This is a genomic window from Bradyrhizobium sp. WSM1253 (assembly GCF_000244935.1).
Taxonomy (GTDB): Bacteria; Pseudomonadota; Alphaproteobacteria; order Rhizobiales; family Xanthobacteraceae; genus Bradyrhizobium; species Bradyrhizobium canariense.
In genome coordinates, this window is the sequence record NZ_JH600073.1 from 5,459,391 (window position 1) to 5,486,279 (window position 26,889).

A 26,889-nucleotide genomic window follows, 5' to 3' on the forward strand; every position below is an offset into this window, starting at 1 on the left:
AGTGGAGAGAGCCCCCCCCCGGCGCTTCGCGCCGCCCCCCCCCGCAAGCGGGAGAGGTGCAGCGAGTCTGCGGCTCCGATTCAGCGTCACTCCGCCAGCGCGTTGTACTTCTTCAGCGAGGCCTTCAGCTCGCTAAGCGCCGCATCCGGATCCGCGCCGGCCTTCTTTGCGCCGTCGGCCCAGGTCTTCACCAGCGGCTCGGCAGCCTTCTTCCAGGCGGCGGTCTGCTCGGGCGTCAGCTTGTAGACCTCGTGGCTGGTTTCCGCCTTGACCTTGTCGATGCCGGCGTCCTCGAACTTGCCCCAGTGCTCGCCGACCACACCGGCCATCTCGACCGTGCAATTCTTGTCGATCGCGGCCTTCTGCTTGTCGGACATCGCATTGTACTTGTCCTTGTTCATCACGAACACGAAGGTCGTGGTGTAGAGCGGCGCCTCCATGTCGTACTTGGTCACCTTGTCGATGCCGAACAGCACCAGCGAACCCCAGGGGAAGGTGACGCCGTCGGCGACGCCGCGCTCGATGATGTCGCGTACTTCGGGCGCGGAGGATTGCACATTGGTGCCGCCGAGCGAGGTGACGAAATTCGCCATGGTGGCGTGGGCGGGGCGGATCTTCAGGCCCTTCACGTCCTCCGGCATCACGATCTTCTTGGTGCGGGAGTGGAAGGAAGACGGCGAGTGGACGAAGGCGAGGCAGTACTTGACGTCCTTCATCTCCTTCTCGGCGTATTTGCGATACCACGCATCCAGCCCCATCGAGCCGCCCTTGGCATCCGAGATCAGGAACGGCAATTCGCCGGCGCCGATGATCGGGAAGCGGCCGGGCTGGTAGCCGGGATTGACATAGGTGACGTCGGCGATGCCGTCGCGCGCCATGTCGTAATGATCGAAGGCCTTGCCCATCTGCTGGGCCGGAAACACCTTGCCCTTGATGGTGCCGCCGGAATCCTTCTCGACCGCGGCGGCCCAATCCTCGAGCGATTTCTGCAGCGGATGCGAGGCCGGCACCCAGTGCGAGATCTTCAAATCGAAGGTCTTGTCCTGCGCGAACGCAGGGCTCACGCTTGCTGCCAGCAGCAACGCCAGACAGGCTTTCCTCATCACGCGTCTCTCCCTCTTTTGACGGCGGGCTTCGATGGCCCGGTCTCGTTATTTAACATGTTATCTAATTGGCCGGCGCGTTCAAGCCGGAACTGGCGCGGCGTGCCGCCGCGCACTCCCTTTTTGCCCAACCGTTATATGATATAATTATCGTGTGCGGACAGCTGCGACAAGCGAGCCACGCCGAAAGCCTACCGGATCGGGAGGAGCAAGTATTGCGGACAAAAGTCGCAATCATCGGGGCAGGGCCGGCTGGATTGTTGCTTGGGCAACTGCTGAACCGCTATGGCATCGACAATGTCATTCTGGAGCGGCAGAGCCCGGACTATGTGCTCGGCCGCATCCGGGCCGGACTGCTGGAGGAGGGAACAGTCGCGCTGCTCGACCAGATCGGCGCCGGCGCACGGGCCCATGCCGAAGGGCTGGTGCATGAAGGGATCGAGCTCGCCTTTTCGGGGCGCCGGCACCGCATCGACATGAAGGCTGCGACCGGCAAGACGGTCATGATCTACGGCCAGACCGAGGTCACGCTCGACCTGATGGATGCGCGCAACGCCGCCGGTCTCACCTCGGTCTACGAGGCCAAGGACGTACAACCGCACGATTTCGACGGCGGTCACCCGCGCGTAACCTACATGAAAGATGGCGTCACCCACACGATCGATTGCGACTTCGTCGCCGGCTGCGACGGGTTTCACGGCGTCAGCCGCGCCAGCGTTCCGGCTTCGGCCATCGAGGAGTTCGAGCGCATCTATCCGTTCGGCTGGCTCGGCATCCTCTCCGAGACGCCGCCGGTCAGCCACGAGCTGATCTATTCCAACCACGTCCGCGGCTTTGCGCTGTGCACCATGCGTTCGACCAGGCGCAGCCGCTACTATGTGCAGTGCGCGCTCGACGACCATGTCGACCAGTGGCCGGACGATCGATTCTGGGACGAGCTCAAGCGCCGCCTCGACCGGGACGCCGCCGACAGCCTGATCACGGGCCCCTCGATCGAGAAGAGCATTGCGCCGCTGCGCAGCTTCGTCGCCGAGCCGATGCGTTTCGGCAAGTTGTTCCTGTGCGGTGATGCCGCCCATATCGTGCCGCCGACCGGCGCCAAGGGGCTGAATCTGGCCGCGAGCGATGCGCATTATCTGTCGAGCGCATTTCGCGAGTTCTACGACGAAAAATCCAGCGCCGGCATTGACGCCTATTCCGCGAAGGCACTGGCGCGGGTCTGGAAAGCCGTGCGGTTCTCCTGGTGGATGACCTCGATGCTGCACAAATTTCCGGACACCGGTACGATTGGGGCGCGCATCCAGCTCGCCGAGCTCGACTACGTCACGCAGTCCCAAGCCGCGATGACATCACTGTCGGAGAACTATGTGGGGCTGCCGTTTTAGGACGGTGCTGTAGGGTGGGCAAAGCGAAGCGTGCCCACCAGCGTTGTCTTCGCGCGAGATGGTGGGCACGGCGCTGCGCACCTTTGCCCACCCTACGAGTGCTCGCGCCGGCGCCACTTCTTTCAAACACCCGCGCAAATTCCGTTTAAAACTTTGTAGGTGGTGCAACCGTCACGTCCCTCGCGTTCAATGGCGGCAGCCACCAACGCGAGATGGACATGACCAGCACCGACATCCCCGCCGGCTTCGAGCCGCATTTCCGCAAAGCCCCGCTCACCGACCCCTGGGAGCCGCTTTACTCCAGGAAGACCGACAACGGCGTCACCGTGGGATTGCGGCTCGCAACACCGCACACCAACGCGCGCGGGCTGATCCATGGCGGATTGATCGCAGCGCTGGCCGATGCCGCCATGGGCTACAGCTGCGCGCAGGCGACCGGCTGGACCACCTCGTTGGTCACGATCTCGCTGTCGGTCGACTATGTCGGCGCCGGCGAGATCGGCCAATGGCTCGCGGTCGAGGGCGAGGCGATCAAGACCGGCAGCACAATCTGTTTCGCGCAGTGCCTCGCGAAGGCCGACGGCGCCGTGATCGCGCGCGCCAGCGGCACCTTTCGCGTCGTGCCGAAAAAGGGGTGAGGGCGTCACCCGAATTTCCACCCCGCCGTCTCCACCACGAGATCGACGAAGGCGCGCACCTTGGCGGAGAGCAGGCGCGAGGTCGGGTAGACGATGTGGATCGGCAGCGCCGGCTGCTCGTATTTCGCCAACACGATTCTGAGGCGCCCGCGCCGCAAGCCCTCGGCGGCCTGATAGGCCAGCACCCGGGTCACGCCGCCGCCGGCCTCGGCATATTGCAGGGCGGCGTCGGCGCTGTTGCTGGCGAAGCGTGGATTCGGCGCCACCTCGATGTCGCGGCCGTCCTGCACGAAGCGCCAGTTCGCGGATGGACCGAACGCGATGGTCTGGTGCGTAAGCAGTGCCTCCGGCGTCTTCGGTTCGCCATGGCGCTTCAGATAGCCTGGCGTCGCCACAACGATCCGACGCATCTCGCCGACCTGGCGCGCCACGAGCGAGGAGTCGGCGAGATGGCCGATCCGCACCGCGACGTCGACGGCATCTTCCACGAGATTGACCAAATTGTCCGACAGCCGCAATTCGCAGGCGACCTCGGGATAGCGCTTGAGGTAGGCGGTCATGACAGACCCGACATGGAGCCGGCCGAAGCCGACCGGCGCCGACACCACCAGCCGCCCGCTCGGCCGGTTGCGCTCCTCCCGTGCCGAGCCGTCGGCCTCCTCGACATCGGCCAGGATACGACGCACACGCTCCAGATAGCGCGTGCCGACGTCGGTCAGGGTCACTTGACGGGTGGTCCGCTGCAACAGGCGCGCGCCGAGATGCTCCTCCAGCGCCGCGATCAGCCGCGTCACCGCGGAGGGGGACAACCGCAGTTTTCGTGCCGCCGGCGCGAAGCCGTGCAGGTCAGCGACGGTGACGAAAACATGCATGGCCTCGAGGCGATCCATGGTATTGTTGCATATACCGCAATGATGAAGTGTCAAGCGGGCCGATTGTTTTAGCCGGCGAAAAGTCCATTTTAGGTGGCGAAGACGCAGGGATGCGCCGGGATTTCAGGAGATGGTCCGATGACGGCAACTCACACCTATGCCAGCGACGTCGCATTCACGCCGGCGGTGAAGTCGATCCAGACCCGAAAGGGATCCCGCGAAGGCTATGCGCATGCCGAGCAGCGCGGCTGGCGCACCGAGGTCGATGAAAACCTCGCGGCGTTCCTGGCCGACGCCAACAGCTTTTATCTTGCCACGGCCTCGGCCGACGGACAGCCCTACATCCAGCATCGCGGCGGCCCGAAGGGCTTCTTGAAAGTGCTGGACAAGCAGACGCTGGCTTTCACGGACTATGCCGGCAATCGGCAATACATCACGCAGGGAAATCTGTCCGAAAATCCCAAGGCCTACATCTTCGTGATGGACTACGCCCATCGCCGCCGGGTGAAGATCTGGGGCGAGGCGCGGGTGGTCGAAGACGACGAGGCGCTGACGACATCGCTGATGCCGAAAGGCTACCGCGCCCGGCCGGAGCAGGTGATCCTGTTCAAGATCGAAGCGTGGGACACGAACTGCCCGCAGCACATCCCGCAGAAGTTCGACGCGACGGATGTGGCAGCGGCGCTGGCGGCAAGAGATGCGAAAATCACGGAGCTGGAGGCGGAGGTCGCGGCGCTGAAGGGGGAGAAGGCCGCGAGTTGAGCTTACCTGCCAATGAAAGCTAGAGCGACTTGCGGCGTGCACCCTGTCCCCTTGCGGGAGAGGGTGGCTCGTCGCCGAGCGACGAGACGGGTGAGGGGTCTCTCTCCACGAATGAAGCACTTTCCGTTTAGATAGATACCCCTCATCCGGCGCTTCGCGCCACCTTCTCCCGCAAGGGGAGAAGGGAAGAAGACAGCGCGTGCGGCGTCAGCAATTTCTCGAACTTACAGCCCGCTCGCGCCTTCGTGCTGGAAGCCGAGATAGCTGGCGGCGACGCGCTCGTTCGCCGCAATGTCGCTGGCCTTACCGCTGAGCACGAACTCGCCGAGCTCCATGACATAGGCCTGATCCGCGATCTTCAATGCGGCCTGCGCGTTCTGCTCGACCAGCAGTACGGAGACGCCGGCGGCGCGCAGTTCGGTGACGATGCGGAAAATGTCGGCGACGATGATCGGGGCGAGGCCGAGGCTCGGCTCGTCCAGCATCAGGAGCTTGGGCTCGCCCATCAGGGCGCGGCCCATTGCGAGCATCTGCTGCTCGCCGCCGGAGAGCGTGCCGGCGAGCTGCTTGCGCCGTTCCTTGAGCCGCGGAAACAGCGCGTAGACCCGCTCCATCGAGGCTTTCGCCTTGCTTCTCTCGATGCGGAAGGCCCCCAACTCGAGATTGTCCTCGACATTCATGGTCACGAACAATTCGCGGTGCTCGGGAACGAGGCCAAGTCCCATGGCGACGCGGTCCTCGATGTCGAGTCGCGACAGATCCTGACCTGCGAATGCCACGCGCCCCTTCAGCGGAAAGATGCCCATGATGGCGGAGAGCAGCGTGGTCTTGCCGGCGCCATTGGCGCCGACGATGGTGACGATCTGGTTCTGGCCGACTTCGAGCGAGACCGAGCGCACGGCCTCGACCTTGCCATAGGCGACATGGGCGTCGGCGACGGACAACAGCGCGGTCATGCCGCCACTCCGAGATAGGCCTTGATCACTTCGGGATTGGTCTTGATCGTGGCCGGCGTTCCTTCTGCGATCTTGGTGCCGAAATCGAGCACCACGATGCGGTCGGCGAGGTTCATGACGAAGCCCATGTCGTGCTCGACAAGCAGCACGCTCATGCCGCCGTCGCGCAGCTCCCGCAGGAGGCTCGCGAGCCGCTGCTTCTCCATGTGGCGCAGGCCGGCGGCCGGCTCGTCGAGCAGCAGCAGCATCGGATCGACGCACAACGCACGGGCGATCTCGACGATCCGTTGCTGTCCCAGCGAAAGCGAGCCTGCGAGCTGATGCATCTGCTCGCCAAGTCCGACCCGCTCGATCTGGCGGGCGGCTTCGGCGAGCAGCTTTGCCTCATCAGTGCGGTCGAGCCGCAGCATCGAGGAGATCGGCCCCGAATGGCCGCGCAGATGGGCGCCGATCGCGACGTTCTCCAGCACGGTCATGTCAGGCACCAGCTTGACGTGCTGGAAGGTGCGGGAGATGCCGAGCTTGACGATCTCCTGCGGCGGTGCCCTGTCGACCTTGTTGCCGAGCACGGAGATCGAGCCTGAGGTGGCCGACAGCACGCCGGTGATCAGGTTGAAGGTGGTGCTCTTGCCGGCGCCGTTGGGGCCGATCAGCGCGACGATCTCGCGAGCCAGGACGTCGAAGGAGACGTTGTTCACCGCGACCACGCCGCCAAATTGCTTCCGGGCCTTCTCGACCTGAAGCAGGACGCTGGATTGGCCGGGGGAGCGGGTGCGCTGCTCCAGCTTGAGCGAGGTGTCCGGCTTTTTGCCACCGGTGCGCTGGGGCAGGAACGACATCAGCCAGGGCCAGACGCCGCCGGGTGCGAGCTGAAGCAGCGCCACCAGCATGATGCCGAACACGATGGTCTCGACCTGGCCGGAGCCGGGCAGGATCAGCGGCAGATAGCTCTGCAGCACTTCCTTGAGGACCACGACGAGCGCCGCGCCCAGGACGCCACCCCAGACATAGCCGGCGCCGCCGACCACGGCGATGAAGAGATACTCGATGCCGGCCTGCGCGCCGAACGGCGTCGGGTTCACCGCGCGCTGAAGATGGGCGTAAAGCCAGCCGGAGAGGCCGGCGAGCACGGCGGCATGGATGAACACCAGCATTTTCGCCCGCGGCGTGTGCACGCCGAACGCCTCGGCCGCGACATGGCCGCGCCGGAGCGCGCGGATGGCGCGGCCGGTGCGGGAGTCCAGCAGGTTCATCGTGAGCAGCGCCGAGAGGATCACGGCAACCCAGATCGCGTAGTAGATCGAGCCGGGCGAGAGCATTTTGAACGAGCCGATCGACAGCGGCGGGATCGCCGAGATGCCGTCGTTTCTTCCCAGGAATTCGAGCTTGCTGAAGAGATAGAACAAGCCGAGCCCCCAGGCGAGCGTGCCGAGCGGCAGATAATGGCCAGAGAGACGGACTGTGACGAGGCCGAGCAGCACCGCCAGCAATCCGCTGACCAGCAGCGACAATGGGAGCGTTAGCCAGGGCGACATGCCGTAGGTCGTTGACAGCACCGCGGTGGTGTAGGCGCCGAAGCCAACGAAGGCCGCTTGTCCGAACGAGGTCAGGCCGCCGACGCCGGTCAGCAGCACGAGGCCCATCGCGACCAGGGCGGTGAGGCCGACATTGTCGAGCAGCACGATCCAGAACGGGGGCATGCCCGGAACAAAGGGGATCGCCGCCATAATCAGCGCGAAGATGAGGATGGGGAGCCGGCTCTGCATTTTGGCGTCAGTCCTTCTCTTCCTCGACCGCAGGCGCTGCGAGCGAGCGCAGCAGCAGCACGGGAATCAAGAGCATGAAAACGATCACCTCCTTGTAGTTGGAGGCATAGAAGGACGAGAACGCCTCGACGATGCCGACGACCAGCGCCGCGACCGCGGTGAGGGGGTAGCTGACAAGCCCGCCGATGATCGCGGCGACAAAGCCCTTCAGGCCGATCAGGAAGCCCGAGTCGTAATAGAGCGTCGTGATCGGCACGATCATGATGCCCGACAGTGCGCCGATGACGGACGCCAGCAGGAAGGCGATCTGCCCGGATAGCGTGGTGCGGATGCCGACGAGCCGGGCACCGAGCCGGTTCACGGCGGTCGCGCGCAGCGCCTTGCCGTAGAGTGTCAGCCCGAAGAACAGCCACAGCCCGACGATGAAGGCGATGGTAATGCCGTAGACCGTGATGCTCTGGCCTGTGAAGCGCAGCGCGCCGGTGGTGAAAGATCCCGACAGTACGGCAGGTCCGCGCTGACCTTCGGCGCCGAAGAACAATAGGCCCAAACCCTGAAGTGCGAGGTGGACGCCCACCGAGGCGATCAGCAGCACCAGCACCGAAGTGTGCGCCAGCGGCTGGAATGCGATGCGGTAGAGAAACAGGCCGATCATCGCCACGATCACCAGCGACAGCGCGATGCAGACCGCAACCGGCGGCTTCTGAGCGGTGTAGTAGACAGTCAGCGCCAGCACGATGGCCGGCAGCACGATGTTGGTCAGGATGCTGCGCAGCACCAGGCGCCCGTGCAACGCCTTGCGCGCGGCGAACAGGTCGAACGCGAAGGCGCCAAGGCCCAGGGCGAGCGCGAGTTTCGCCGTACCCGGCATCTGGCCCGCGGCCAGCGAGGCATAGGTCAGCGCGCCATAGGTGACGAATTCGCCCTGCGGGATGAGGATGACGCGGGTGACGGCGAACACCAGCACCAGCGCCAGGCCGAGCAGCGCATAAATCGCGCCATTGGTGATGCCGTCCTGCAGCAGGAACAGCATGATGGTGGTATTCAAGACCGGACGCTCCCCCTCAAAGATTCAGGACCGGTCCCCTGATTGTGGTGGACGGTCCGCTCACAGCCATTGAACAGCGCTGACGATATTTGATATGGTCCATAACAATTATCAAATATAACATCAAGAGTGGCGAACGATCCTCCCGAACTTAACGGGATTGCGAGCATGAGGCGATGACCGTTTCCAAAACCGCTGAAAAGTCCTCTGAAAAACCCGCCGAGACCGCCAAGGGCCGCAAGGACGCGGCCGACGGGCCTGGCGAAGCCCTCCAGCTCGGCGAGCTCTCGGAGCAGCTCGGCTATGTCCTGAAGCGGGCACAGCTCAAGGTGTTCGAGAACTTCCTGCGCTGCATGGCCTCGCTCCAGCTCACGCCGGCGCAGTTCTCAGTGCTGCTGTTGGTCGAGAAAAACCCCGGCCGTAACCAGACCGAGATCGCCTCCACCCTCGGCATCCTGCGCCCGAACTTCGTGGCGATGCTCGACAATCTCGAGAGCCGCGACCTTTGCGCGCGGATCCGCTCCACCAACGACCGCCGCTCGCACATCCTGGTGCTGACCGACAAGGGCAAGGCCGTGCTGGCCCGCGCCAAGAAGCTCGTCGCCACCAAGCACGAGGCTCGGCTGAACGAGCTGCTCGGGCCGTCCAATCGCGCAGCCCTGCTCGGGATGCTCTCGAAGATCGCCAACGAGTTTTGACGGTTGATTGCCCCGGCGACCGGGCATCAAACCCGGAAGCGCGGGCGGGCTGGCGGCGGTTACGCCGCAGCGAACCGGTCGGGCATGGCAGGTGTTTTCGCGGACAGGAAGCGGCGCTCGATTTCCAGGGCGGGCAAGGGCGGGCCGAACAAATAGCCCTGCATTTCGGTGCAGCCCTCCGCTGCGATCCGGTCCCGTTGCTCCGCGGTCTCCACGCCCTCCGCCGTCGTCGTCATGCCCATTCCGCGCGCCAGCGCCGCCACCGCGCGCACGATGCTGAGGGATGCCGCATTGTTTTCCACGCCGCTGACGAACGACCGGTCGATCTTGATCTTGTCGAAGGGGAAGCATTGCAGATAGGTCAATGACGAATAACCGGTGCCGAAATCGTCCATGGCGACCTTGATGCCGAGCGCCCGGAGCTGGTGCAGCGTCGTCAGCGTCCCATGCCTGTCCTGCAGCAAAACGCTTTCCGTGATCTCGATCTCCAGCCGCCGCGGATCGAGGCCAGAGGCCGCCAGGGTGCCGACGATCACCTCGGTCAGGCCCGGCTGGCGGAATTGCACCGCCGAGATATTGACGGCGACGTGCAGATGGTCCGGCCACCGGCTTGCAGTGGCACAGGCCTGCCGGATCACCCACTCACCGATCGGCACGATCAGGCCGATCTCTTCCGCAAGCGGGATAAAGCTGTTCGGCGCGACCAGTCCGCGTCGTGGATGTCGCCAGCGGATCAAGGCTTCGAAGCCGCTGATCTCGCCGCCGTCGGTCTTCACGACCGGCCGGTAGTGCAGTTCGAACTCGCCGGCGGCAAGGCCGTTGTGCAGGTCCTGCTCCAGCGCGCGGCGGCTTTGCGCCTCTTCGCCCATGGCCGGTTCGAAGAAGCAGTGCATGCCGCGGCCGTCGCTTTTCGCGCGATACAGGGCCAGATCGGCATTGTGCAGGAGTTGCTCGGGCGTCGAGCCGTCGCCGGGCGCAATGGCGATCCCGACGCTCGCGCCCACAATAGCCTGATGTCCGTCGAGCCCGAACGGAGCACTCAGGGCGATGACAACATCACGCGCCAGCGTGTCCGCTTCGTTCGAATCGGAGATCGGCGACTGGAGGATGACGAATTCATCGCCACCCATACGCGCGACGGTATCGCTGTCGCGGGCGAGCTGCTTGAGGCGGCGGCTGACATCCTGCAGCAGGATGTCGCCGGCCTGGTGGCCAAGGGTGTCGTTGACGGCCTTGAACTTGTCGAGATCGATGTGGTGGATCGCGAACATCCCACCCTGTTCGAGCGCCTGCTTGAGGCGCTGACCGAGCAGGGCGCGATTGACGAGGTCCGTCAGCGCGTCGTGGTGCGCCATATGCGCGATCTGCAATTCCGCCTTGCGCTGCTCGGTGATGTCTTCGTGGGTCGCGACCCATCCGAGATCGGGCATCGGTCGGTGCCTGATCTTGAAGGTCCGCCCGTTCCGCATCTCGACGATGCTGTCCATGGCCTCGGCCGACGTGGCGACATCGGTCCGCCATGTGGCGTATTCCTCCCGCGTCATTGTCGGCACGCTGCCGGCTTCGAAGCGCAGGTCGAGGATCTCCTGGAGCGGCGTGCCCGGACGAACGCGGTCGGGCGGCAGGCCGTACATTTCGATATAGTGCGTGTTGCAGACCAGCAGCCGATGGTCGGCGCTGAAGAAGCAAAGTCCCTGCGACATGTTGTTGATCGCGATGTCGAACTGGAAATTGCGTTCCTGTAGCCGCGCACTGAGCTCTTCGCGCTCTGTAATGTCCTCGTGCGTCGCCATGCCGCCGCCGTCGGGCAGGGGATGGATGGTGTAGGCGATGATTCGTCCGTCGGCGAACTGCTGAACCGTCTGCTCGCTGACGACCGAACCCTCGGTGCGGGCACGGACATAGGCGCCGGCTTCTCCGCCGATGTTCAGGCCCAGTTCGAGCCGATGCTGGATCAGGTCCTTGATCGGCGTGCCCGGGTGCACCTGCTCGGGCGAGAGCGCGTACATCTCGCGGTAGCGCGGATTGCAGAAAATGACCCTGCGGTCGCTGCCGAACAGGATGATCCCGAGCCACAGATTATTGGCGGCGCACTTGAGCAGCTCGCCGAGCACGAGCGGATCAATGCTTGCGACCTCCTGATCATTCTCCGCCATGCGCCTTGCCCCCGAAACGACCCGATTAGAGCAGGCGGTGGTGAATCAGCCCAACAATTCGCCCAGTTTCGGGACATGTTCCTGAAACTGGGCGAACGCGAGGTTAAGGGCGGCGATGCCCGCCCCCTGGAAAAGAGGACGCCGACAAGAATTCAGAGATCGTTAACCATGTCGTCCCGCCGAACCGCGCGCGGTGCCGGCGGGATGGCGATGCCGCCCGATCAGTCGACCAGGATCACCCGGATATCGTTCACATTGGTCAGCGTGGGACCCGGCAGCAACAGGTCGCCCGTCGCCTCGAAGAACGTCGTCGCATCGTTGTTGTCGAGATAGGCCTGCGGCTGCAGCCCCTGCGCCCTCATCTTCGCGAACGTCGCCGCGTCGATCAGCGCGCCGGCGGGGTCGGTGGGGTGGCCGGCGCCGCCATCGGCGCCGTCGGTGTCGCCGGCGAGCGCGGAGATGTCAGGCGTGTCCTTCAAGAGGCCGGCGAGCGCCAGCGCGTATTCCTGGTTCGGGCCGCCGCGGCCCTGGCCGCGCACGGTGACCGTGAGCTCGCCGCCGGAGAGGATCGCCACGCGCTTGCCTTCCGCGCGGGCCTGAAGCGCCAGCCTGGCATGAGCGGCGGCAACGTCGCGGGCCTCGCCTTCGAGGTCGGCGCCGAGATCGATCGTCTCGTAACCGGCCTCCTGCGCGAGTTTCACCGCGGCGTCGAGCGATTGCTTCGGGCGTGCGATCAATTCGAAATGCGCGCGCGCGAAGGCGGCATCACCGGGCTTGCAGCTTTCGTTGGCGGGGTCATCCAGCGCGCGGCGGACGGCATCGTCGATATCGAGCTTGTATTTGGTGACGATGGCGCGCGCATCATTGAGCGTGGTCGGATCGGGCACGGTCGGACCGGAGGCGATCGCGGAGGGATCGTCATGCGGCACGTCGGAGATCGCGAGCGTCACGATCTCGGCGGCATTTTTGCCCGCGCGCGCCAGCCGCCCACCCTTGATCCGCGACAGATGCTTGCGCACGACATTCATCTCGCCGATCGGCGCGCCGGAGCGAAGCAGCGCCTTGTTGACCGCCTGCTTCTGCGCGAAGCTGATGCCGTCCACGGGCGCGATCCAGTTCGCGGAGCCGCCGCCGGTGAGCAGCACCAGGAGCAAATCGTCCGGCCCTGCCTCGGCTGCGAGCGCGAGCGTATCGGCCGCGCCCTTCAGGCCGGCTTCGTCAGGCACGGGATGACCGGCCTCGACCACGCGGATGCGGCGGGTCGGCACGCCGTAGCCGTGGCGCGTGGTGGCAATGCCGACCAGGCGTTCCGGTGCGAGCCCGAGCGCGTCGAGATAATGCCGCTCGGCGGCGGCGGCCATCGCGGCCGCGCCCTTGCCGGCGGCGAGACAGATCACGCGTCCCCTTGGCGCGGGCCGCAGGTGCGGCGCCAGAATCGTGCTCGGATGAGCGGCGGCAACGGCGGCGTCGTAGAGCGCGCGGAGCAGGGGGCGTCGATCGGACATGACGAAGGGCCTTGAGCGGACAGGAAAGACTGGCGGCAAACGCGCCGCTCACCTGCCTACCGCATCATGCGCCAAAGCGTAAGCCGGCTTCACCATCATTCGATTGTGCAATCGCGTGATCATAATCGACGCGCAAGCAAAAACCCCCTGCGATGGTTCGCAGGGGGTTTTCATCGTCGTGGGTATCAGGCGGTTAGCCGCCGACGTCGGCGCTGATCACGTCACCGAACAGCTCCCACTTGTCGCCCTTGAACTTCTCGAGCTGGAGCTGGCTGATCGGCGCGAAGTCGGTCGGAGAGGTGTTGATCTGCACGCCCGGCAGCAGCACTTCGGTGCGGAAGTTCTTCAGGCTGGCGGCCTGCTTCATGACGTTCGCGCGCGTGAGATCGTCGCCGCACTGCTTGAGGACTTGGACCAGGGTCTGCGCCACGCCGTAGCCGACGATGGTGCCATGGTCGAGCTTGTCGCCGTCCGGAAAGTACTTGTTCATGAACGCGACGAAGTCCTTCATGCCGGGATCGCTGTTCCACGCCGGATCCGAAATGTCCTTCAGGTAGTCGGCGGAGATGATGTCCTGCGAGTTCTCGAACCCGGCGGGCTTGAGCACGCTGCCGACGGACGCCGAGACGTTGTTGAGGAAGTGCAGCGGCTTCCAGCCGATCTCGGCATTCTTCTTGATTGCCTGCGCCGCGAATTTCGGCGTCGTGATGTTCATGAAGACGTCGGCGCCGGTCGATTTCAGCTTGACGATGTGGTTGTCGATGGTCGGCTCGGAGGTCTCGTAGCTCTCCTCCATGACGATCATCGACGCGGCCTTGGCGCCGAGGCCGTCCTTCAGGCCCTTGAGATAATCCTTGCCGTAATCGTCGTTTTGGAACAGCACGGCGATCTTGGCATCCGGCTTGTTCTTGAGCAGCCATTTCGCGTAGATCTGCGTCTCGCTCTGGTAATTGGGCTGCCAGCCCATGGTCCAGGGGAAATCCTTCGGGTCGTTCCACTTGGTGGCGCCGGTCGCGACGAAGAGCTGCGGCACCTTCTTCGAGTTCATGTATTTGTGAATCGCGGAGTTCGGCGGCGTGCCGAGCGAGTTGAAGATGAACAGCACCTCGTCGCTCTCGACCAGCTTGCGCGCCTGCTCCACCGTCTTCGGCGGCGAGTAGGCGTCATCGTAGCTGATGAAGTTGATCTTGCGGCCGTTGATGCCGCCTTCGTCGTTGATCTTCTTGAAATAGGCCGCTTCCGTCCGTCCGATGATGCCGTAGGCGGAGGCCGGTCCGCTGTAGGGCATGATGTTGCCGATCTTGATCTCGGTATCGGTCGCGCCGGTATCGTATTTCTTCTGGGCCGATGCAGTGGAGGCCGAGGCCGCAATGAGCGCGAGCGCGAGTGACGCGGCCGCAAGTTTGCCGGTGACAGCGGGCATTCCTATCTCCCTATTTTCTTGGTGTGTGCGCGTCCCTTTTCTTGTGTTGCCTGTTTTTGGTGACGCAGCCGCAATTCAATACGATTTACCGGACGCCTTCAACAGAAAGCCCCTGCGGCGGGGGCGCAGGGGCTGCTTCTTTAGTAGTCAGGGGCGCCCGCGCGCTCGTGTGCGACTGCGAGAAGGTGCATCCGTCTGAGTTGACGAACCGATCTGGAGCGAGTTTGAGTTGCGTGGCTTCAGTGGCCGAGCTCGCTCGAGATGATGTCCCCGAACAGCTCCCATTTCCGACCCTTGAACCGCATCATCTGGAGCTGCTCGATCGGGGCGAAATTATCGGCTGCGGTGTTGATCTTGATGCCGGGCAACAGGGTGTCGGGCTCGAAATCCTTCAGGCTTGCCGCCTGCTTCATGACGTTGTCGCGGGTGAGGTCGTCGCCGCACATTTGCAGCACCTTCACCATGGTCTGCGCGGCGGCATAGCCGAACACCACGCCGGCATCGAGCTTGTTGGCCTTGGGATCGTATTTGGCGAGGAAGTTGTAGAACTTCTTCATGCCGTCATCGGCATTCCATTGCGGGTCGGAGCCGTCCTTGGTGTAGCTCGCCGACAGGATGCCTTGCGAGATCTCGAGCCCCGCCGGCTCGAGCACGCCGCCGACGGAAGCCGAGACGTTGGAGATGATGTGGACCGGATGCCAGCCGATCTCGGCCGCCTTCTTGATCGCTTGCGCTGCAAATTTCGGCGTGGTGATGCTGACGAAGATGTCGGCGCCGGAGGCCTTCAATTTCACGACGTGCTCGTCGATCGCCGGCTCCGAGGTGTCGTAGCCATCTTCCAGCACGATCATCGAGGCCTTGGGCCCAAGGCCGTCCTTCAGCCCCTTGAGATAGTCCTTGCCGAAATCGTCGTTCTGGTAGAGCACGCCGATCTTGCCGTCCGGCTTCTCCTTCATGATGTACTTGGCGTAGATGCGCGCCTCGCTCGCGTAGCTCGGCTGCCAGCCCATGGTCCAGGGATATTGCTTCGGATCGTTCCACTTCGAAGCGCCGCTCGCCACGAACAATTGCGGCACCTTCTTCTCGTTCATGTATTTGCGAATGGCGCCGTTGGTGGAGGTGCCGAGCGAGCCGAAGATCAGCAGCACCCCGTCGCTCTCGACCAGCTTGCGGGCCTGCTCCACCGTCTTCGGCGGCGAATAGCCGTCGTCGTAGGAGATGAACTTGATCTTGCGGCCGCCGATGCCGCCCTCGGCATTGATCTTGTTGAAATAGGCTTCCTCGGCCTTGCCGATCGCCGCGTAGGCGGAGGCCGGGCCGCTATAGGGCATGATGTTGCCGATCTTGATCTCGGTATCGGAAGCGCCGCTGTCGTATTTCTTCTGCGCCAGTGCCGGGCTGCCCATCGCAGTGCACAATGCGAATGCGGCCAGTACGCCCGCAACCTGAAATCGAACGGCAGTCATCTTTCTCCACCCGGAACGGATCGCCGCCGCATTGAACAAGATTGATGCGGGACGTCAACAAAAAGCCCCCGCGATCGTTCGCGGGGGCTTCTCGAGGTGTCGGACTATTGCGTCAGAGCGTCACTCGGTGGCGATGTCGCCGCTGATGATCTCGCCGAAGAGTTCCCACTTCTCGCCCTTGAAGCGCTGCATCTGGAGCTGCGCGATCGGGGCGAAGTCGGTGGGGCCGGTGTTGATCTTGACGCCGGGCAGCAAGGTGTCCGGTGCGAAATCCTTCAACGAGGCCGCCTGCTTCATGATGTTGGCCCGGGTCAGATCGTCGCCGCACATCTCCAGGACCTTGGCCAGCGTCGACGCTGCGCCGTAGCCATAGACCATGCTGGTGTCGGACTTGTCGGCACCCGGCATGTACTTGTCGACGAACTCGTTCCACTTCTTCATGCCGGGGTCGTTGGCCCACTGCGGGTCCGTGGAGTCCTTGGCATAGGCCGCCGACAGCACGCCCTGCGAGGCCTCGAAGCCGGCCGGCTTCATCACGCTGCCGACCGAGATCGACACGTTGGTGAGGATCTGCAGCGGCTTCCAGCTCAGCTCGGCGGTCTTCTTGATGGTCTGGGCCGCGAATTTCGGCGTCGCGTAGATCAGCAGGACGTCGGGATTGGCCGCCTTGATCTTGACGATGTGACCGTCGATCGAGGGCTCGGACACCTCGTAGCTTTCTTCCATGATGATCATGGACGCGCCCTTGGCGCCCAAGCCGTCCTTGGTGCCCTTGAGGTAGTCTTTGCCGAAATCGTCGTTCTGATAGAGGATCGCGATCTTGGCGTCGGGCTTTTCCTTCAACAGCCATTTCGCGTAGATCTGCGCTTCGCTCTGGTAGGAGGGCTGCCAGCCCATGGTCCAGGGGAAGTTCTTCGGGTCGTTCCACTTGGTGGCGCCGGTGGCGACGAACAGCTGCGGGATCTTCTTGGCGTTCAAATACTTCTGGATCGCGCTGTTCGAGGGCGTGCCGAGCGGGTTGAACACGACGATCACTTCGTCGCTCTCGACCAGCTTGCGGACCTGCTCCACGGCCTTCGGCGGCGAATAGCCGTCGTCATAGGTGACGAAGTTGATCTTGCGGCCGTTGATGCCGCCCTTGTCGTTGATCATCTTGAAATAGGCTTCTTCGGTCTTGCCGATGATGCCATAGGCCGAGGCCGGACCGCTGTACGGCATGATGTTGCCGATCTTGATCTCGGTGTCGGACGCGCCGGTGTCGTATTTTTTCTGGGCGAATGCGGCGCCGGAGGTGAGAGTGATGACCGCCGTTGCCGTCACCAGCGCAGCGGTTCGCAGTGTTCTTTCAAAAAACAATTCGGGTCTCCTTGGCTTAATCAACGGGTTGTCAGTTCTTTCTGAGCCGGCCGACGAGTTGCTGGCCCATGATCGCGATCTGCCTCGCGCCGTGCGGCACCAGGTAGATGACGGCGAACAGGAGTACGCCGAATACGGCGCCGGAGAGGCCCTTGGAGATGCCCTCTGCCATGTTCGGCACGAAGATGATGAAGGCTGCGCCGACGAACGAGCCGGGCAGCCAGCCGACGCCACCGACGACCATGCCGAGGAACAGCGAGATCGCCAGCGTGATCGTGTAGCTGTCGGGCGCGACGAACTGCACGGCGATGGCGCCAAGCGAGCCGGCAACGCCGGTGATGCCGGCGGACACGCCGAAGGCCAGTGTCTTGTACAGTGCGACGTTGACGCCCATCGAGGAGGCCGCGATCTCGTTGTCGCGGATCGCCATGAAGGCGCGGCCCGAGCGGGAGCGCAGCAGGTTGACAGAGAAGATGTAGATCGCGAGCACGACCGCGAGCGAGAAGTAGTAGAGCCATGTGTCCTGCGACATCGGCAACCCGAACGGCGCGTCGGGCTTGGTGACGACGAGGCCCTGCACGCCGCCCGTCCAGTGCTCGAGGAAGTTCAGCTTCAGCAGCTGCGGCATCGCGGTGGCAAGCGCAAAGGTCGCGAGCGCGAGATAGACGCCCGACAGCCGCAGTGCCGGCTTGCCGAACAGGTAGCCGAAGGCGAAGCAGACCGCGGCGGAAACCGGAATTGTCAGCGCATAGTTGACGTTGAAGTACTCCATCAGCACCGCCGACGTATAAGCGCCCACGGCATAGAAGGCGCTCTGGCCGAGCGAGAACTGGCCGGAGCCGCCCGTCAGAATGTTCAAGGCCAGCACCGCGAGCCCGTAGATCAGGAGCATCGTCATCTGGAAGATGATGAAGTTCTTGACGAACATCGGCACGATCAACAGCACCGCCAGCACTAGCAGGGAGGTGCCCGTGCCCAGCGTCATCGCCCGCTTCGGAACCGCCTCGACGGCCGGGGCTTCCGTGACGACGTCTTCTGCAGCGCTCATGATCAAACTCGCTTGACGATTTGCCGGCCGAACAGGCCAGCGGGTTTGACGACCAGGACGGAAATGATCAGCGCGAGCGCGATCGGAAGCTTCAGCTCGTTGCCGACGCCGGGAATGTAGGTGCCGGCGAGGTTTTCGAAGACGCCGACCAGGAAGCCGCCGACCACGGCGCCGAACGGGCTGGTCAATCCGCCGAGCACCGCCGCGGCGAAGCCGTAGATCAGCACGCCGCCCATCATGTTGGGCTCGAGGAACACGACCGGTGCGATCAGCATGCCGGCGATCGCACCGATCGCGGACGCCATGCCCCAGCCCAGCGCGATCATCCAGCTGGTGTTGATGCCGACCAGCCGGGCCGATTCAGGCACGGAGGCGGCCGCGCGCATGGCGAGGCCGATCTTGGTGTACTGGAAGAAGAAGTAGAGGCCGAGCAGCAGCAGCACGGTGACGCCAATCATGCCGGCCTGGTGGGTCGAGATCAGCTGGCTGCCGAGGAACGGCGAGGAGCCGAACGGGGTCGGATACTGCTTGATGGTGAAGTCCCAGATCAGACCGGCCGAGGAGTTGATGATCGCGAACAGCGCGATGAAGCCGGCGACGTTGGTCAGCACCGGCGCCTTGGCGAGCGGCTTGAACAGGATGCGCTCGATTGCGATGCCTCCGACAAAGGACAACGCCAGCGTGATCACGAAGGCGGCCCAATACGGGATGCCCCATTGCATCAGCTGCCAGGAGATGAAGGTCGAGAACATCGCCATCTCGCCCTGGGCGAAGTTGAGATGGTCGATCGCCTGATAGATCATGACCACGGCGAGCGCCATGCAGGCGTAGATCGCGCCCGTGGCGATACCGGCCAGCACTTGGTTGGTGAACAGCTCCATCGCGCCGGCTCCTCAGTAACCCAGGTAGGATTTGCGGATTTCTTCGTTGTTCGCGATGTCCTTGGCGTTGCCCGACATCACGATGCGCCCGGTCTCGATCACATAGGCCTGGTCGGCGAGCTCGAGCGCGAGCTGGGCGTTCTGCTCGACCACCAGGATCGACACCTTGTCCTCGCGATTGATCTTGCCGAGGATGCCGAACAGGTCGCGCACGACTAGCGGCGCCAGTCCGAACGAGGGCTCGTCCAGCAGCATTAGCCGCGGCCGCAGCATCAGGGCGCGGGCGACCGCGAGCATCTGCTGCTCGCCGCCCGAGAGCGTGCCGGCCTGCTGCGTATGCCGCTGCTTGAGCACCGGGAAATGCGCATACATGCGCTCGATGTCGGAGACGATGCCGGCGCTGTCCTTGCGAGTGATGGCGCCGAGCTGGAGGTTTTCCTCCACCGTCATGGTGGTGAAGGTGCCGCGGCCCTGCGGCACATGGGCGATGCCGAACCGCACGATGCTCTCGGTGGAGCGGTTGTTCAGCGGCTTGCCGTCGAACTCGATGCCGCCGGTCGAGCGCACCATGTTGCAGATCGCGCGCAGCGTGGTGGTCTTGCCGGCGCCGTTGGCCCCCAGCAGCGTGGTCAGCGATCCCTCGCTGAGCGAGAAGGACAGGCCGTGGAGCGCCTGGACCTGGCCGTAATAGGCGCGCAGGTCCTTGACGTTGAGCAGCGTCGTCATTGGTCCTTGCTCCCGAGATAGGCCTTGATGACGTCGGGATCCGCCTGCACCTGGGCCGGCGTGCCTTCCGCGAGCTTCTTGCCGAAATTCAGCGCGACGACGTGGTCGGCGATCGACATCACGAGGCCCATGTGATGCTCGACCAGCAGCACGGTCATATGGCGTTCGTCGCGGATGCGGCGGATGAGGTCGCCGAGCACGTAGACTTCCTCGTGGTTGAGGCCGCCGGCGGGCTCGTCGAGCAGCAGGATCTTCGGATCGGCAGCGAGCGCGCGCGCCAGCTCGACGCGCTTCTGCGTGCCGAACGGCAGGCCCGACACGACGGTGTGGGCGACATCCTCGAGGTCGAGATAGGCGAGGATCTCATGCACCTTCTTGTTGACGTCGCTCTCGCTGCGGCGAACCCAGGCCAGCCGCAGCGAGTCGCTGATGATGTCGCTGGAGGTGCGGGCATGGGTGCCGACGCGGACATTGTCCATCACCGACAAATTCGGAAACAGCGCCACGTTCTGGAAGGTGCGGCCGATGCCGATCTCCGCGATTCGGTGCGGCGGGCGCGTCAGGATGCTCGCGCCCTCCATCAGGATGTCGCCGGACGACGGCTGGTACAGCCGCGAGAGGCAGTTGAAGAGCGTGGTCTTGCCGGCGCCGTTAGGGCCGATCAAGCCGAGGATCTGGCCCTTGTGCATGTCAAAGGACACGCCGTTGAGCGCGACGATGCCGCCGAACACGACGCTGACGTCGCGAACCGCGAGCAGGGGCGATGTCCCCTGCGCGAGCTGTGCCTGCGTCATCTCGTCTCGCCCACTGTGTTCAGTGAGCGAAGGGGCGATGTGAACCGCTCCCGATGACGACAAAGGCTATCTGATCCCCTCGGCCACACGCGCAACTTTCCCTCCTGATTTCAGCTTTTTGCTGACGTCTTTTTTGGAATGCGGCATCAGACCCCCAAGTGCCGCTTCGATGTTCCTTACCATCGCAAGCAGACGCGGTCCAATGTCGTTGATCAAACGCTCTTCCGTGAAGCGGAATGCCGGCGCGCCGCAATTGAATGCGTAAGGACCGGTTCCGTCGTTGAGCCTGAGCGCGACGCCGGCGGCGCCGATATCGTCGTGCCAGTCGCCGACCGAAATCGCAAATCCGTATTTCGCGACCGTCTCGCCGGAGCGTTCCAAACCGTCGCGCATCTTGGGCCAGCGGCTGCCGTAATGTTCGCGCAAGACACGAGACAGTTCCGCCCGATCGTTTTCCTCGAGCGCCCAAAAATAGGCGCGGCCCATCGCGCTGGTTGCAATCGGCACGCGGGAGCCGACGTCAAGTTGAACGCCGACCGTCTCGCTGCCGCGGCTTTGCCCGAAATAGATCATGCTGTGACGGTCGCGGCCGCCGACGGCAACGGCTCCGCCGGTCGCGCGCATCATTTCCTCGCGGAACGGTTCGGACAAATGCCGAACGCCGAGATTGGACAACGCGGCGTAGCCGAGCGCCATCGCGGCCGGCGCAAGCTGATATTTCTCGAAGCGGGGAACCGGCGTCAGATAGCCGAGCTTCGTCAACGTATAGGTCAGCCGCGAAACGGTCGGTTTGGGCAAATTGGTACGGGCCGCGATTTCCTGATTGCCAAGAAGTCCGTCGCTGGGCTGGAATGCGCGCAATACGTCTAGCCCGCGGGAAAGCGCGACGACGAAATTCCGATCGGTCGCTGTCTTCTTTCCTGTACGCTTCATCCCTGATCTGCTTCTTGCGCGGAGTCGTTGACAAGCCACGTGCTTCAAAATAACCCTGCCGTCAAGATGCGGAATTAAATTCCGCAGTGCGAAATTGAACAAAAGTTACCCCACCAAGGAGGGACACCGTGAGCGAAGTGGTCAAGTTTGAGCGTCATGACGAAGTCGGGATCGTCACGGTCGACAGCCCTCCGGTCAACGCGCTGAGCGCCGCGGTTCGCGGCGGAATTCTGGAATGCATCAAGGCCGCGGTCGCCGATCCCGCCATCAAGGGCATCGTGCTGACCTGCGCCGGCCGTACCTTCATCGCAGGCGCCGACATCACCGAATTCGGCAAGCCGCCGAAGCCGCCCGCCCTCAACGACGTGCTTTCCGAGATCGAGAATTCACCGAAGCCGGTCGTCGCCGCGATCCACGGCACCGCGCTCGGCGGCGGCCTCGAGGTCGCGCTCGCCTGTCATTTCCGTGTTGCGGTGAAGGAAGCCAAGCTCGGCCTGCCCGAGGTGAAGCTCGGCCTGCTGCCGGGCGCCGGTGGCACCCAGCGCCTGCCGCGCGCAGTCGGACCGGAGCTCGCGGTCAAGATGATCGTCGGCGGTGATCCGATCGGCGCTGCGGAAGCGCTGAAGAACGGTCTGATCGAGGAGATCGTCGAGGGCCCCGCCGCCGGAGGCGAAGCCTTCGTACGAAAGCTGCTGGCTGAAAAGCGTCCGCTGCGCCGCCTGCGTGACGACGACTCCAAGATCGCGGCGGCCAAGGCCGACCGCTCGATCTTCACCAATGCGGTCGCGGCCATGACCAAGAAGTCACGCGGCCTGGAAGCGCCGTTTGCGGCGGCCGACGCCGTCGGCTACGCCATCGACCTGCCATTCGATGAAGGGCTGAAGAAGGAGCGCGAGGGCTTCCTGAAGCTCGTCGCCAGCGATCAGTCCAAGGCGCAGCGTTATGCCTTCTTCGCCGAGCGCGAGGCCAGCAAGATCGCCGGCGTTCCTGAGGGGACCAAGCCGCGGCCCGTGAACCGCGTCGCCATCCTCGGCGCCGGCACGATGGGCGGCGGCATCGCGATGTCCTTTGCCAATGCCGGCGTTCCCGTCACTCTGATCGAGACCGGCGAGGAGCAGCTCAAGCGCGGCATGGGCATCATGCAGAAGAACTGGGAAGCGACCGCGGCGCGCGGCGGCATCCCGGCGGACGCGCCCGCCAAGCGCATGGCGCTGATCAACGGCGTCGTGGGCATCGAGAACGTCGGCGACGCCGACCTCGTCATCGAAGCCGTGTTCGAGACCATGGCAGTGAAGAAGGAAGTGTTCGGCAAGCTCGACCAGTACGTCAAGCCGGGCGCCGTGCTCGCCTCCAACACCTCGTACCTGAACATCGACGAGATCGCGAAGTCGACCAAGCGGCCGCAGGACGTGCTCGGCATGCACTTCTTCTCGCCCGCCAACGTCATGAAACTGTGCGAGATCGTGCGCGCCGACAAGACCGCGCCCGATGCCCTCGTCACGGCTGTCTCGATCGCACGCAAAATCGCAAAGGTGCCGGCCGTGGTCGGTGTCTGCGACGGCTTTGTCGGCAACCGCATGCTGGCCCAGCGCGGCAAGCAGTCGGAGAAACTGCTGTTCGAAGGCGCGCTGCCGCAGCAGGTCGACGCCGTCGTGACGAAGTTCGGCATGCCGATGGGGCCGTTCGCGATGGGCGACCTCGCCGGCCTCGACATCGGCTGGCGCTCGCGCAAGGACCGCGGCATCAAGTCGGAGATCGCGGATGCGCTCTGTGAAGCCGGGCGCTTCGGCCAGAAGACCGGCAAGGGCTATTACAAATACGAAGCCGGCTCCCGTTCGGCGCTGCCCGATCCCGAAGTCGAGAAGCTGATCGACGAGACGCTGCTTCGTTTGGGCCGCAAGAAGCGCGTCGTCAGCGACGACGAGATCCTCGAGCGCATGATGTATCCGATGATCAACGAGGGCGCGAAGATCCTGGAAGAAGGCATTGCCGCGCGCCCGTCCGATATCGACGTGGTCTGGCTCTATGGCTACGGCTGGCCGATCTACCGCGGCGGCCCGATGTTCTGGGCCGACACCGTCGGCCTCAAGCACATCGCCGATCGTCTCTCTTTCTATGCCAAGGAGACCAACGACCCCAGCCTCGAGCCCGCGCCGCTGCTGAAGAAGCTCGCGGCCGAAGGCAAGACCTTCGCGTCATTGGCCGCGACATCAAAGGCGGCGTGATTGGATTGGGCTCGGTGACCGCGAACACCTTCGCCAGGGCAACGCTCTCTCCGTTCCCTCCCCCCTTGTGGGGGAGGGTCAGGGAGGGGGGTAGCCCCGGGCGAGGTCCGAGTTCGTGGCACCCCCTTCCCCAACCCTTCCCCACAAGGGGGAAGGGAGCCCGTCTGTCCGTACCCGCCTTACGTTTGCAGAGCATTGATCGTTGATGACCCATCCCGGCGAACAGTTTTATCCCGAAGGCGTGCGCTGGGACGACACCATCGTCCAGGGCCCGCTGCCTGAACTGCTGGCAAAAGCCGCGGCAGAGTACGGACCGCGCACCGCGCTGGAATTCCGGGATCGTCCGATCACCTACACCGAACTCGCCGCGATGGCGGAGCGTGCGGCTGCCGCGTTCCTGCGCGCCGGCTGCGGCAAGCACACATCCATCGCGCTGTTCCTCGGCAATACGCCGGACCACCCCGTCAATTTCTTCGGCGCGCTGAAGGCCGGCGCCCGTGTCGCGCATCTCTCACCGCTCGACGGCGAGATCGCGCTGACCCACAAGGTCTCCGATTCCGGTTCGCGCCTGCTCGTCACCACCAACCTCGCGGCGCTGCTGCCGACCGCGCTGAAATTCCTGGAAAAGGGCCTGATCGACCGCCTGGTCGTCTGCGAGGAGGACAGTTGGGGCAAGGTCGGCACGCCGCAGGCCGCGATCCCCAATGATCCCCGCATCGTCACCTTCAAGGCCTTTGTCGAGGGCGCGACCGCACCGGCGCAGTGGCCATCCGTGACGATCGACGACGTCGCGCTGCTGCAATATACCGGCGGCACCACCGGTCTGCCCAAGGGCGCCATGCTGACGCACGGCAACCTCACCTCGGCGGTGTCGATCTTCGACATCTGGGGCAAGCCGTCCCGAGCCGCGCGTGGCGACGTGGTCGAGCGCGTGATCGGCGTGCTGCCGCTGTTCCACATCTATGCGCTGACCCTCGTGCTGCTGTGCTCGCTCCGCCGCGGCTATCTGATCTCGCTGCATCAGCGCTTCGATGTCGAAGCCGTGATGCGCGACATCGAGGTCAAGCGCGCGACCTATTTCCCGGGCGTGCCGACGATGTGGATCGCGATTGCAGCGCTCCCGGATCTCGACAAGCGCGACTTCTCCTCGCTCAGCACCATTGGCTCCGGCGGCGCGCCGCTGCCGGTGGAGATTGCGAGTTTCTTCGAGCGCAAGGTCGGCAAGAAGCTCAAGAGCGGCTGGGGCATGACCGAGACCTGCTCGCCCGGCACCGGCCATCCGCCCACAGGCCCTGACAAGCCGGGCTCGATCGGCCTGATGCTGCCCGGCATCGAGCTCGACGTCGTTTCCCTGGAAGATCCCACAAAAGTGCTGCCGCCGGGCGAAGTCGGCGAGATCCGCATCAAGGGCCCGAACGTCACCATGGGCTACTGGAACAAGCCCGAGGGATCCGCGGAGGCCTTCGTCGACGGCCGCTTCGTCACCGGCGACATCGGCTATGTCGATAGCGACGGCTATTTCTTCCTGGTCGACCGCAAGAAGGACATGATCATCTCCGGCGGCTTCAACGTTTATCCGCAAATGATCGAGCAGGCGATCTACACCCTACCAGGCGTGCACGAGGTGATCGTGCTCGGCATTCCCGACTCGTATCGCGGCGAGGCCGCAAAAGCCTTCATCAAGCTCAGGCCCGGCGCAAAGCCGTTCTCGCTCGACGAGCTGCGCGCGCAGCTCGCCGGCAAGCTCGGCAGGCACGAATTGCCGGCGGAGGTCGAATTCGTCGACGATCTGCCGCGCACGCCGGTCGGAAAGCTGTCGCGCCATGAGTTGCGCCAGCAGCAGAAACCATCACAATCCGCCCAACTTGTCACCCGACTTGCATCAGGAGATCGCTCTTGACCGACGCCGTCATCGTTTCCACCGCCCGCACCCCGATCGGGAAGGCCTATCGCGGCGCGCTCAACGCCACCGAGGGCGCAACCCTGCTCGGCCACGCCATCGGCGAAGCCGTCGCGCGCGCCAAGATCGACCCCAAAGAGGTCGAGGACGTCGTGATGGGCGCAGCGCTGCAACAGGGCGCGACCGGCGGCAACATCGCGCGCAAGGCGCTGCTCCGTGCCGGTCTCCCCGTCACGGTCGCCGGCACCACCATCGACCGGCAATGCGCCTCGGGCCTGCAGGCGATCGCGCTCGCCGCGCGTTCGGTGATCTTCGACGGCGTCGAGATCGCCGTCGGCGGCGGCGGCGAGTCCATCTCACTGGTGCAGAACGACAAGATGAACGGCTTCCATGCGCAGGACCCGGCGCTGCTCGAGATCAAAGGCGAGGTCTACATGCCAATGATCGACACCGCCGAAATCGTGGCCAAGCGCTACGGCATCTCGCGCGAGAAGCAGGACGAATATTCGCTGGAGAGCCAGCGCCGCACGGCCGCGGCCCAGCAGGGCGGCAAGTTCAGGAACGAACTCGCGCCGATCACCACCAGGATGGCGGTGACCGACAAGGCGACCGGTGCAGTCTCGTTCAAGGACGTCACGCTCTCGCAGGACGAGGGCCCGCGCCCCGAGACCACCGCTGAAGGTCTCGCCGGCCTCAAGGCCGTGCGCGGCGAGGGATTTTCGGTCACCGCCGGCAATGCCAGCCAGCTTTCGGATGGCGCCAGCGCGAGCGTGATCATGAGCGACAAGGAAGCGGCGAAGCGCGGGCTGAACCCGCTCGGCATCTTCCGCGGCTTCGTCTCCGCCGGCTGCGAGCCGGACGAGATGGGCATCGGCCCGGTGTTCGCGGTGCCGCGCCTGCTCAAGCGTCATGGCCTCACCGTCGACGACATCGGCCTGTGGGAGCTCAACGAAGCCTTCGCGGTGCAGGTGCTGTATTGCCGCGACAAGCTCGGCATCGACCCCGACAAGATCAACGTCGACGGTGGCGCGATTGCGGTCGGCCATCCCTACGGCATGTCGGGCGCGCGCCTCACCGGCCACGCTCTGATCGAAGGCCGCCGCCGCAAGGCGAAGTACGCGGTCGTCACCATGTGCGTCGGCGGCGGCATGGGCGCGGCGGGGCTTTTTGAGGTGTTGCAGTAGCCGTCGTCCTGGCGAAAGCCAGGACCCATACTCCGCAGCCGGAGTGTGGTGCTCAGACAGCCTT

At 64.3% G+C, this 26,889-nt stretch carries 22 protein-coding genes; 7 read left to right on the forward strand and 15 right to left on the reverse strand.

Annotation, left to right across the window (positions count from 1 at the left end; genetic code table 11):
* Positions 1-86: 86 nt before the first annotated feature.
* Positions 87-1,103 carry a TRAP transporter substrate-binding protein gene (locus BRA1253DRAFT_RS27180; protein WP_007599675.1) on the reverse strand — a complete coding sequence of 339 codons (1,017 nt, stop codon included), beginning with the start codon at positions 1,101-1,103 and terminating at the stop codon, positions 87-89.
* Between the two features lie 215 nt (positions 1,104-1,318).
* Between BRA1253DRAFT_RS27180 and pobA the strand changes: the two genes are divergently transcribed.
* Both pobA and BRA1253DRAFT_RS27190 read left to right on the forward strand, forming a co-directional pair.
* Positions 1,319-2,488 (forward strand): 4-hydroxybenzoate 3-monooxygenase, encoded by a 1,170-nt coding sequence (pobA, locus tag BRA1253DRAFT_RS27185; RefSeq protein WP_007599677.1) that lies wholly within the window; start codon positions 1,319-1,321, stop codon positions 2,486-2,488.
* Between the two features lie 218 nt (positions 2,489-2,706).
* Entirely contained in the window at positions 2,707-3,126 is a 420-nt protein-coding gene (locus tag BRA1253DRAFT_RS27190) for a PaaI family thioesterase (protein ID WP_007599679.1), read from the forward strand.
* 5 nt (positions 3,127-3,131) lie between these two features.
* Here BRA1253DRAFT_RS27190 and BRA1253DRAFT_RS27195 read toward each other — a convergent pair whose 3' ends face one another.
* Complete coding sequence (locus BRA1253DRAFT_RS27195) at positions 3,132-4,016, reverse strand: LysR family transcriptional regulator (RefSeq protein ID WP_007599687.1); 885 nt, start codon at positions 4,014-4,016, stop codon at positions 3,132-3,134.
* Between the two features lie 120 nt (positions 4,017-4,136).
* Between BRA1253DRAFT_RS27195 and BRA1253DRAFT_RS27200 the strand changes: the two genes are divergently transcribed.
* Complete coding sequence (locus BRA1253DRAFT_RS27200) at positions 4,137-4,760, forward strand: pyridoxamine 5'-phosphate oxidase family protein (RefSeq protein ID WP_007599689.1); 624 nt, start codon at positions 4,137-4,139, stop codon at positions 4,758-4,760.
* A gap of 224 nt (positions 4,761-4,984) precedes the next feature.
* Here the strand turns inward: BRA1253DRAFT_RS27200 and BRA1253DRAFT_RS27205 are convergent, their stop codons facing one another.
* From BRA1253DRAFT_RS27205 to BRA1253DRAFT_RS27215, 3 genes are read right to left on the reverse strand one after another with little or no spacing between them, the layout of a single operon-like run.
* Positions 4,985-5,716 (reverse strand): ABC transporter ATP-binding protein, encoded by a 732-nt coding sequence (locus BRA1253DRAFT_RS27205; RefSeq protein ID WP_007599691.1) that lies wholly within the window; start codon positions 5,714-5,716, stop codon positions 4,985-4,987.
* Positions 5,713-7,482, reverse strand: a complete 1,770-nt coding sequence (locus tag BRA1253DRAFT_RS27210; RefSeq protein ID WP_007599692.1) for an ATP-binding cassette domain-containing protein — start codon at positions 7,480-7,482, stop codon at positions 5,713-5,715. The genes BRA1253DRAFT_RS27205 and BRA1253DRAFT_RS27210 overlap by 4 nt, the downstream gene beginning before the upstream one ends.
* Before the next feature lie 7 nt (positions 7,483-7,489).
* A complete protein-coding gene (locus tag BRA1253DRAFT_RS27215) occupies positions 7,490-8,530 on the reverse strand; it encodes a branched-chain amino acid ABC transporter permease (RefSeq protein WP_007599693.1) in 1,041 nt (346 codons plus the stop codon).
* A gap of 176 nt (positions 8,531-8,706) precedes the next feature.
* Here BRA1253DRAFT_RS27215 and BRA1253DRAFT_RS27220 point away from each other — a divergent pair, with 176 nt between their 5' ends.
* Positions 8,707-9,228: a MarR family winged helix-turn-helix transcriptional regulator gene (locus BRA1253DRAFT_RS27220; protein WP_007599701.1), complete on the forward strand. Its 522-nt coding sequence runs from the start codon at positions 8,707-8,709 to the stop codon at positions 9,226-9,228.
* A 59-nt stretch (positions 9,229-9,287) separates the two neighbouring features.
* Here BRA1253DRAFT_RS27220 and BRA1253DRAFT_RS27225 read toward each other — a convergent pair whose 3' ends face one another.
* The 10 genes from BRA1253DRAFT_RS27225 to BRA1253DRAFT_RS27270 all read right to left on the reverse strand — a co-directional run bounded on the left by BRA1253DRAFT_RS27225 (position 9,288) and on the right by BRA1253DRAFT_RS27270 (position 21,516).
* Positions 9,288-11,384 carry a bifunctional diguanylate cyclase/phosphodiesterase gene (locus tag BRA1253DRAFT_RS27225; protein ID WP_007599702.1) on the reverse strand — a complete coding sequence of 699 codons (2,097 nt, stop codon included), beginning with the start codon at positions 11,382-11,384 and terminating at the stop codon, positions 9,288-9,290.
* 221 nt (positions 11,385-11,605) lie between these two features.
* The gene (locus BRA1253DRAFT_RS27230) at positions 11,606-12,889 is read right to left on the reverse strand and encodes a glycerate kinase (RefSeq protein ID WP_007599703.1); all 1,284 of its coding nucleotides are present in this window, start codon (positions 12,887-12,889) and stop codon (positions 11,606-11,608) included.
* Between the two features lie 193 nt (positions 12,890-13,082).
* Positions 13,083-14,312, reverse strand: a complete 1,230-nt coding sequence (locus BRA1253DRAFT_RS27235) for an ABC transporter substrate-binding protein (protein ID WP_007599704.1) — start codon at positions 14,310-14,312, stop codon at positions 13,083-13,085.
* A 239-nt stretch (positions 14,313-14,551) separates the two neighbouring features.
* Positions 14,552-15,778: an ABC transporter substrate-binding protein gene (locus BRA1253DRAFT_RS27240; protein ID WP_007599705.1), complete on the reverse strand. Its 1,227-nt coding sequence runs from the start codon at positions 15,776-15,778 to the stop codon at positions 14,552-14,554.
* A gap of 120 nt (positions 15,779-15,898) precedes the next feature.
* Complete coding sequence (locus tag BRA1253DRAFT_RS27245) at positions 15,899-17,134, reverse strand: ABC transporter substrate-binding protein (RefSeq protein WP_007599706.1); 1,236 nt, start codon at positions 17,132-17,134, stop codon at positions 15,899-15,901.
* A gap of 31 nt (positions 17,135-17,165) precedes the next feature.
* On the reverse strand, positions 17,166-18,182 hold the full coding sequence (locus BRA1253DRAFT_RS27250; RefSeq protein WP_007599707.1) for a branched-chain amino acid ABC transporter permease: 1,017 nt from the start codon (positions 18,180-18,182) through the stop codon (positions 17,166-17,168).
* A gap of 2 nt (positions 18,183-18,184) precedes the next feature.
* Positions 18,185-19,063, reverse strand: coding sequence for a branched-chain amino acid ABC transporter permease (locus tag BRA1253DRAFT_RS27255; protein WP_007599708.1), 879 nt, complete (start codon positions 19,061-19,063; stop codon positions 18,185-18,187).
* Between the two features lie 12 nt (positions 19,064-19,075).
* Positions 19,076-19,789, reverse strand: a complete 714-nt coding sequence (locus BRA1253DRAFT_RS27260; protein WP_007599709.1) for an ABC transporter ATP-binding protein — start codon at positions 19,787-19,789, stop codon at positions 19,076-19,078.
* Complete coding sequence (locus BRA1253DRAFT_RS27265) at positions 19,786-20,583, reverse strand: ABC transporter ATP-binding protein (protein WP_007599710.1); 798 nt, start codon at positions 20,581-20,583, stop codon at positions 19,786-19,788. The genes BRA1253DRAFT_RS27260 and BRA1253DRAFT_RS27265 overlap by 4 nt, the downstream gene beginning before the upstream one ends.
* Before the next feature lie 66 nt (positions 20,584-20,649).
* Positions 20,650-21,516, reverse strand: coding sequence for an IclR family transcriptional regulator (locus BRA1253DRAFT_RS27270; RefSeq protein ID WP_007599713.1), 867 nt, complete (start codon positions 21,514-21,516; stop codon positions 20,650-20,652).
* A gap of 128 nt (positions 21,517-21,644) precedes the next feature.
* Here BRA1253DRAFT_RS27270 and BRA1253DRAFT_RS27275 point away from each other — a divergent pair, with 128 nt between their 5' ends.
* The 3 genes from BRA1253DRAFT_RS27275 to BRA1253DRAFT_RS27285 all read left to right on the forward strand — a co-directional run bounded on the left by BRA1253DRAFT_RS27275 (position 21,645) and on the right by BRA1253DRAFT_RS27285 (position 26,825).
* Entirely contained in the window at positions 21,645-23,741 is a 2,097-nt protein-coding gene (locus tag BRA1253DRAFT_RS27275; RefSeq protein WP_007599715.1) for a 3-hydroxyacyl-CoA dehydrogenase NAD-binding domain-containing protein, read from the forward strand.
* Between the two features lie 205 nt (positions 23,742-23,946).
* The gene (gene pimA / locus BRA1253DRAFT_RS27280; RefSeq protein ID WP_007599717.1) at positions 23,947-25,641 is read left to right on the forward strand and encodes a dicarboxylate--CoA ligase PimA; all 1,695 of its coding nucleotides are present in this window, start codon (positions 23,947-23,949) and stop codon (positions 25,639-25,641) included.
* Positions 25,638-26,825 carry an acetyl-CoA C-acyltransferase gene (locus tag BRA1253DRAFT_RS27285; RefSeq protein WP_007599722.1) on the forward strand — a complete coding sequence of 396 codons (1,188 nt, stop codon included), beginning with the start codon at positions 25,638-25,640 and terminating at the stop codon, positions 26,823-26,825. The genes pimA and BRA1253DRAFT_RS27285 overlap by 4 nt, the downstream gene beginning before the upstream one ends.
* Positions 26,826-26,889: the final 64 nt, after the last annotated feature.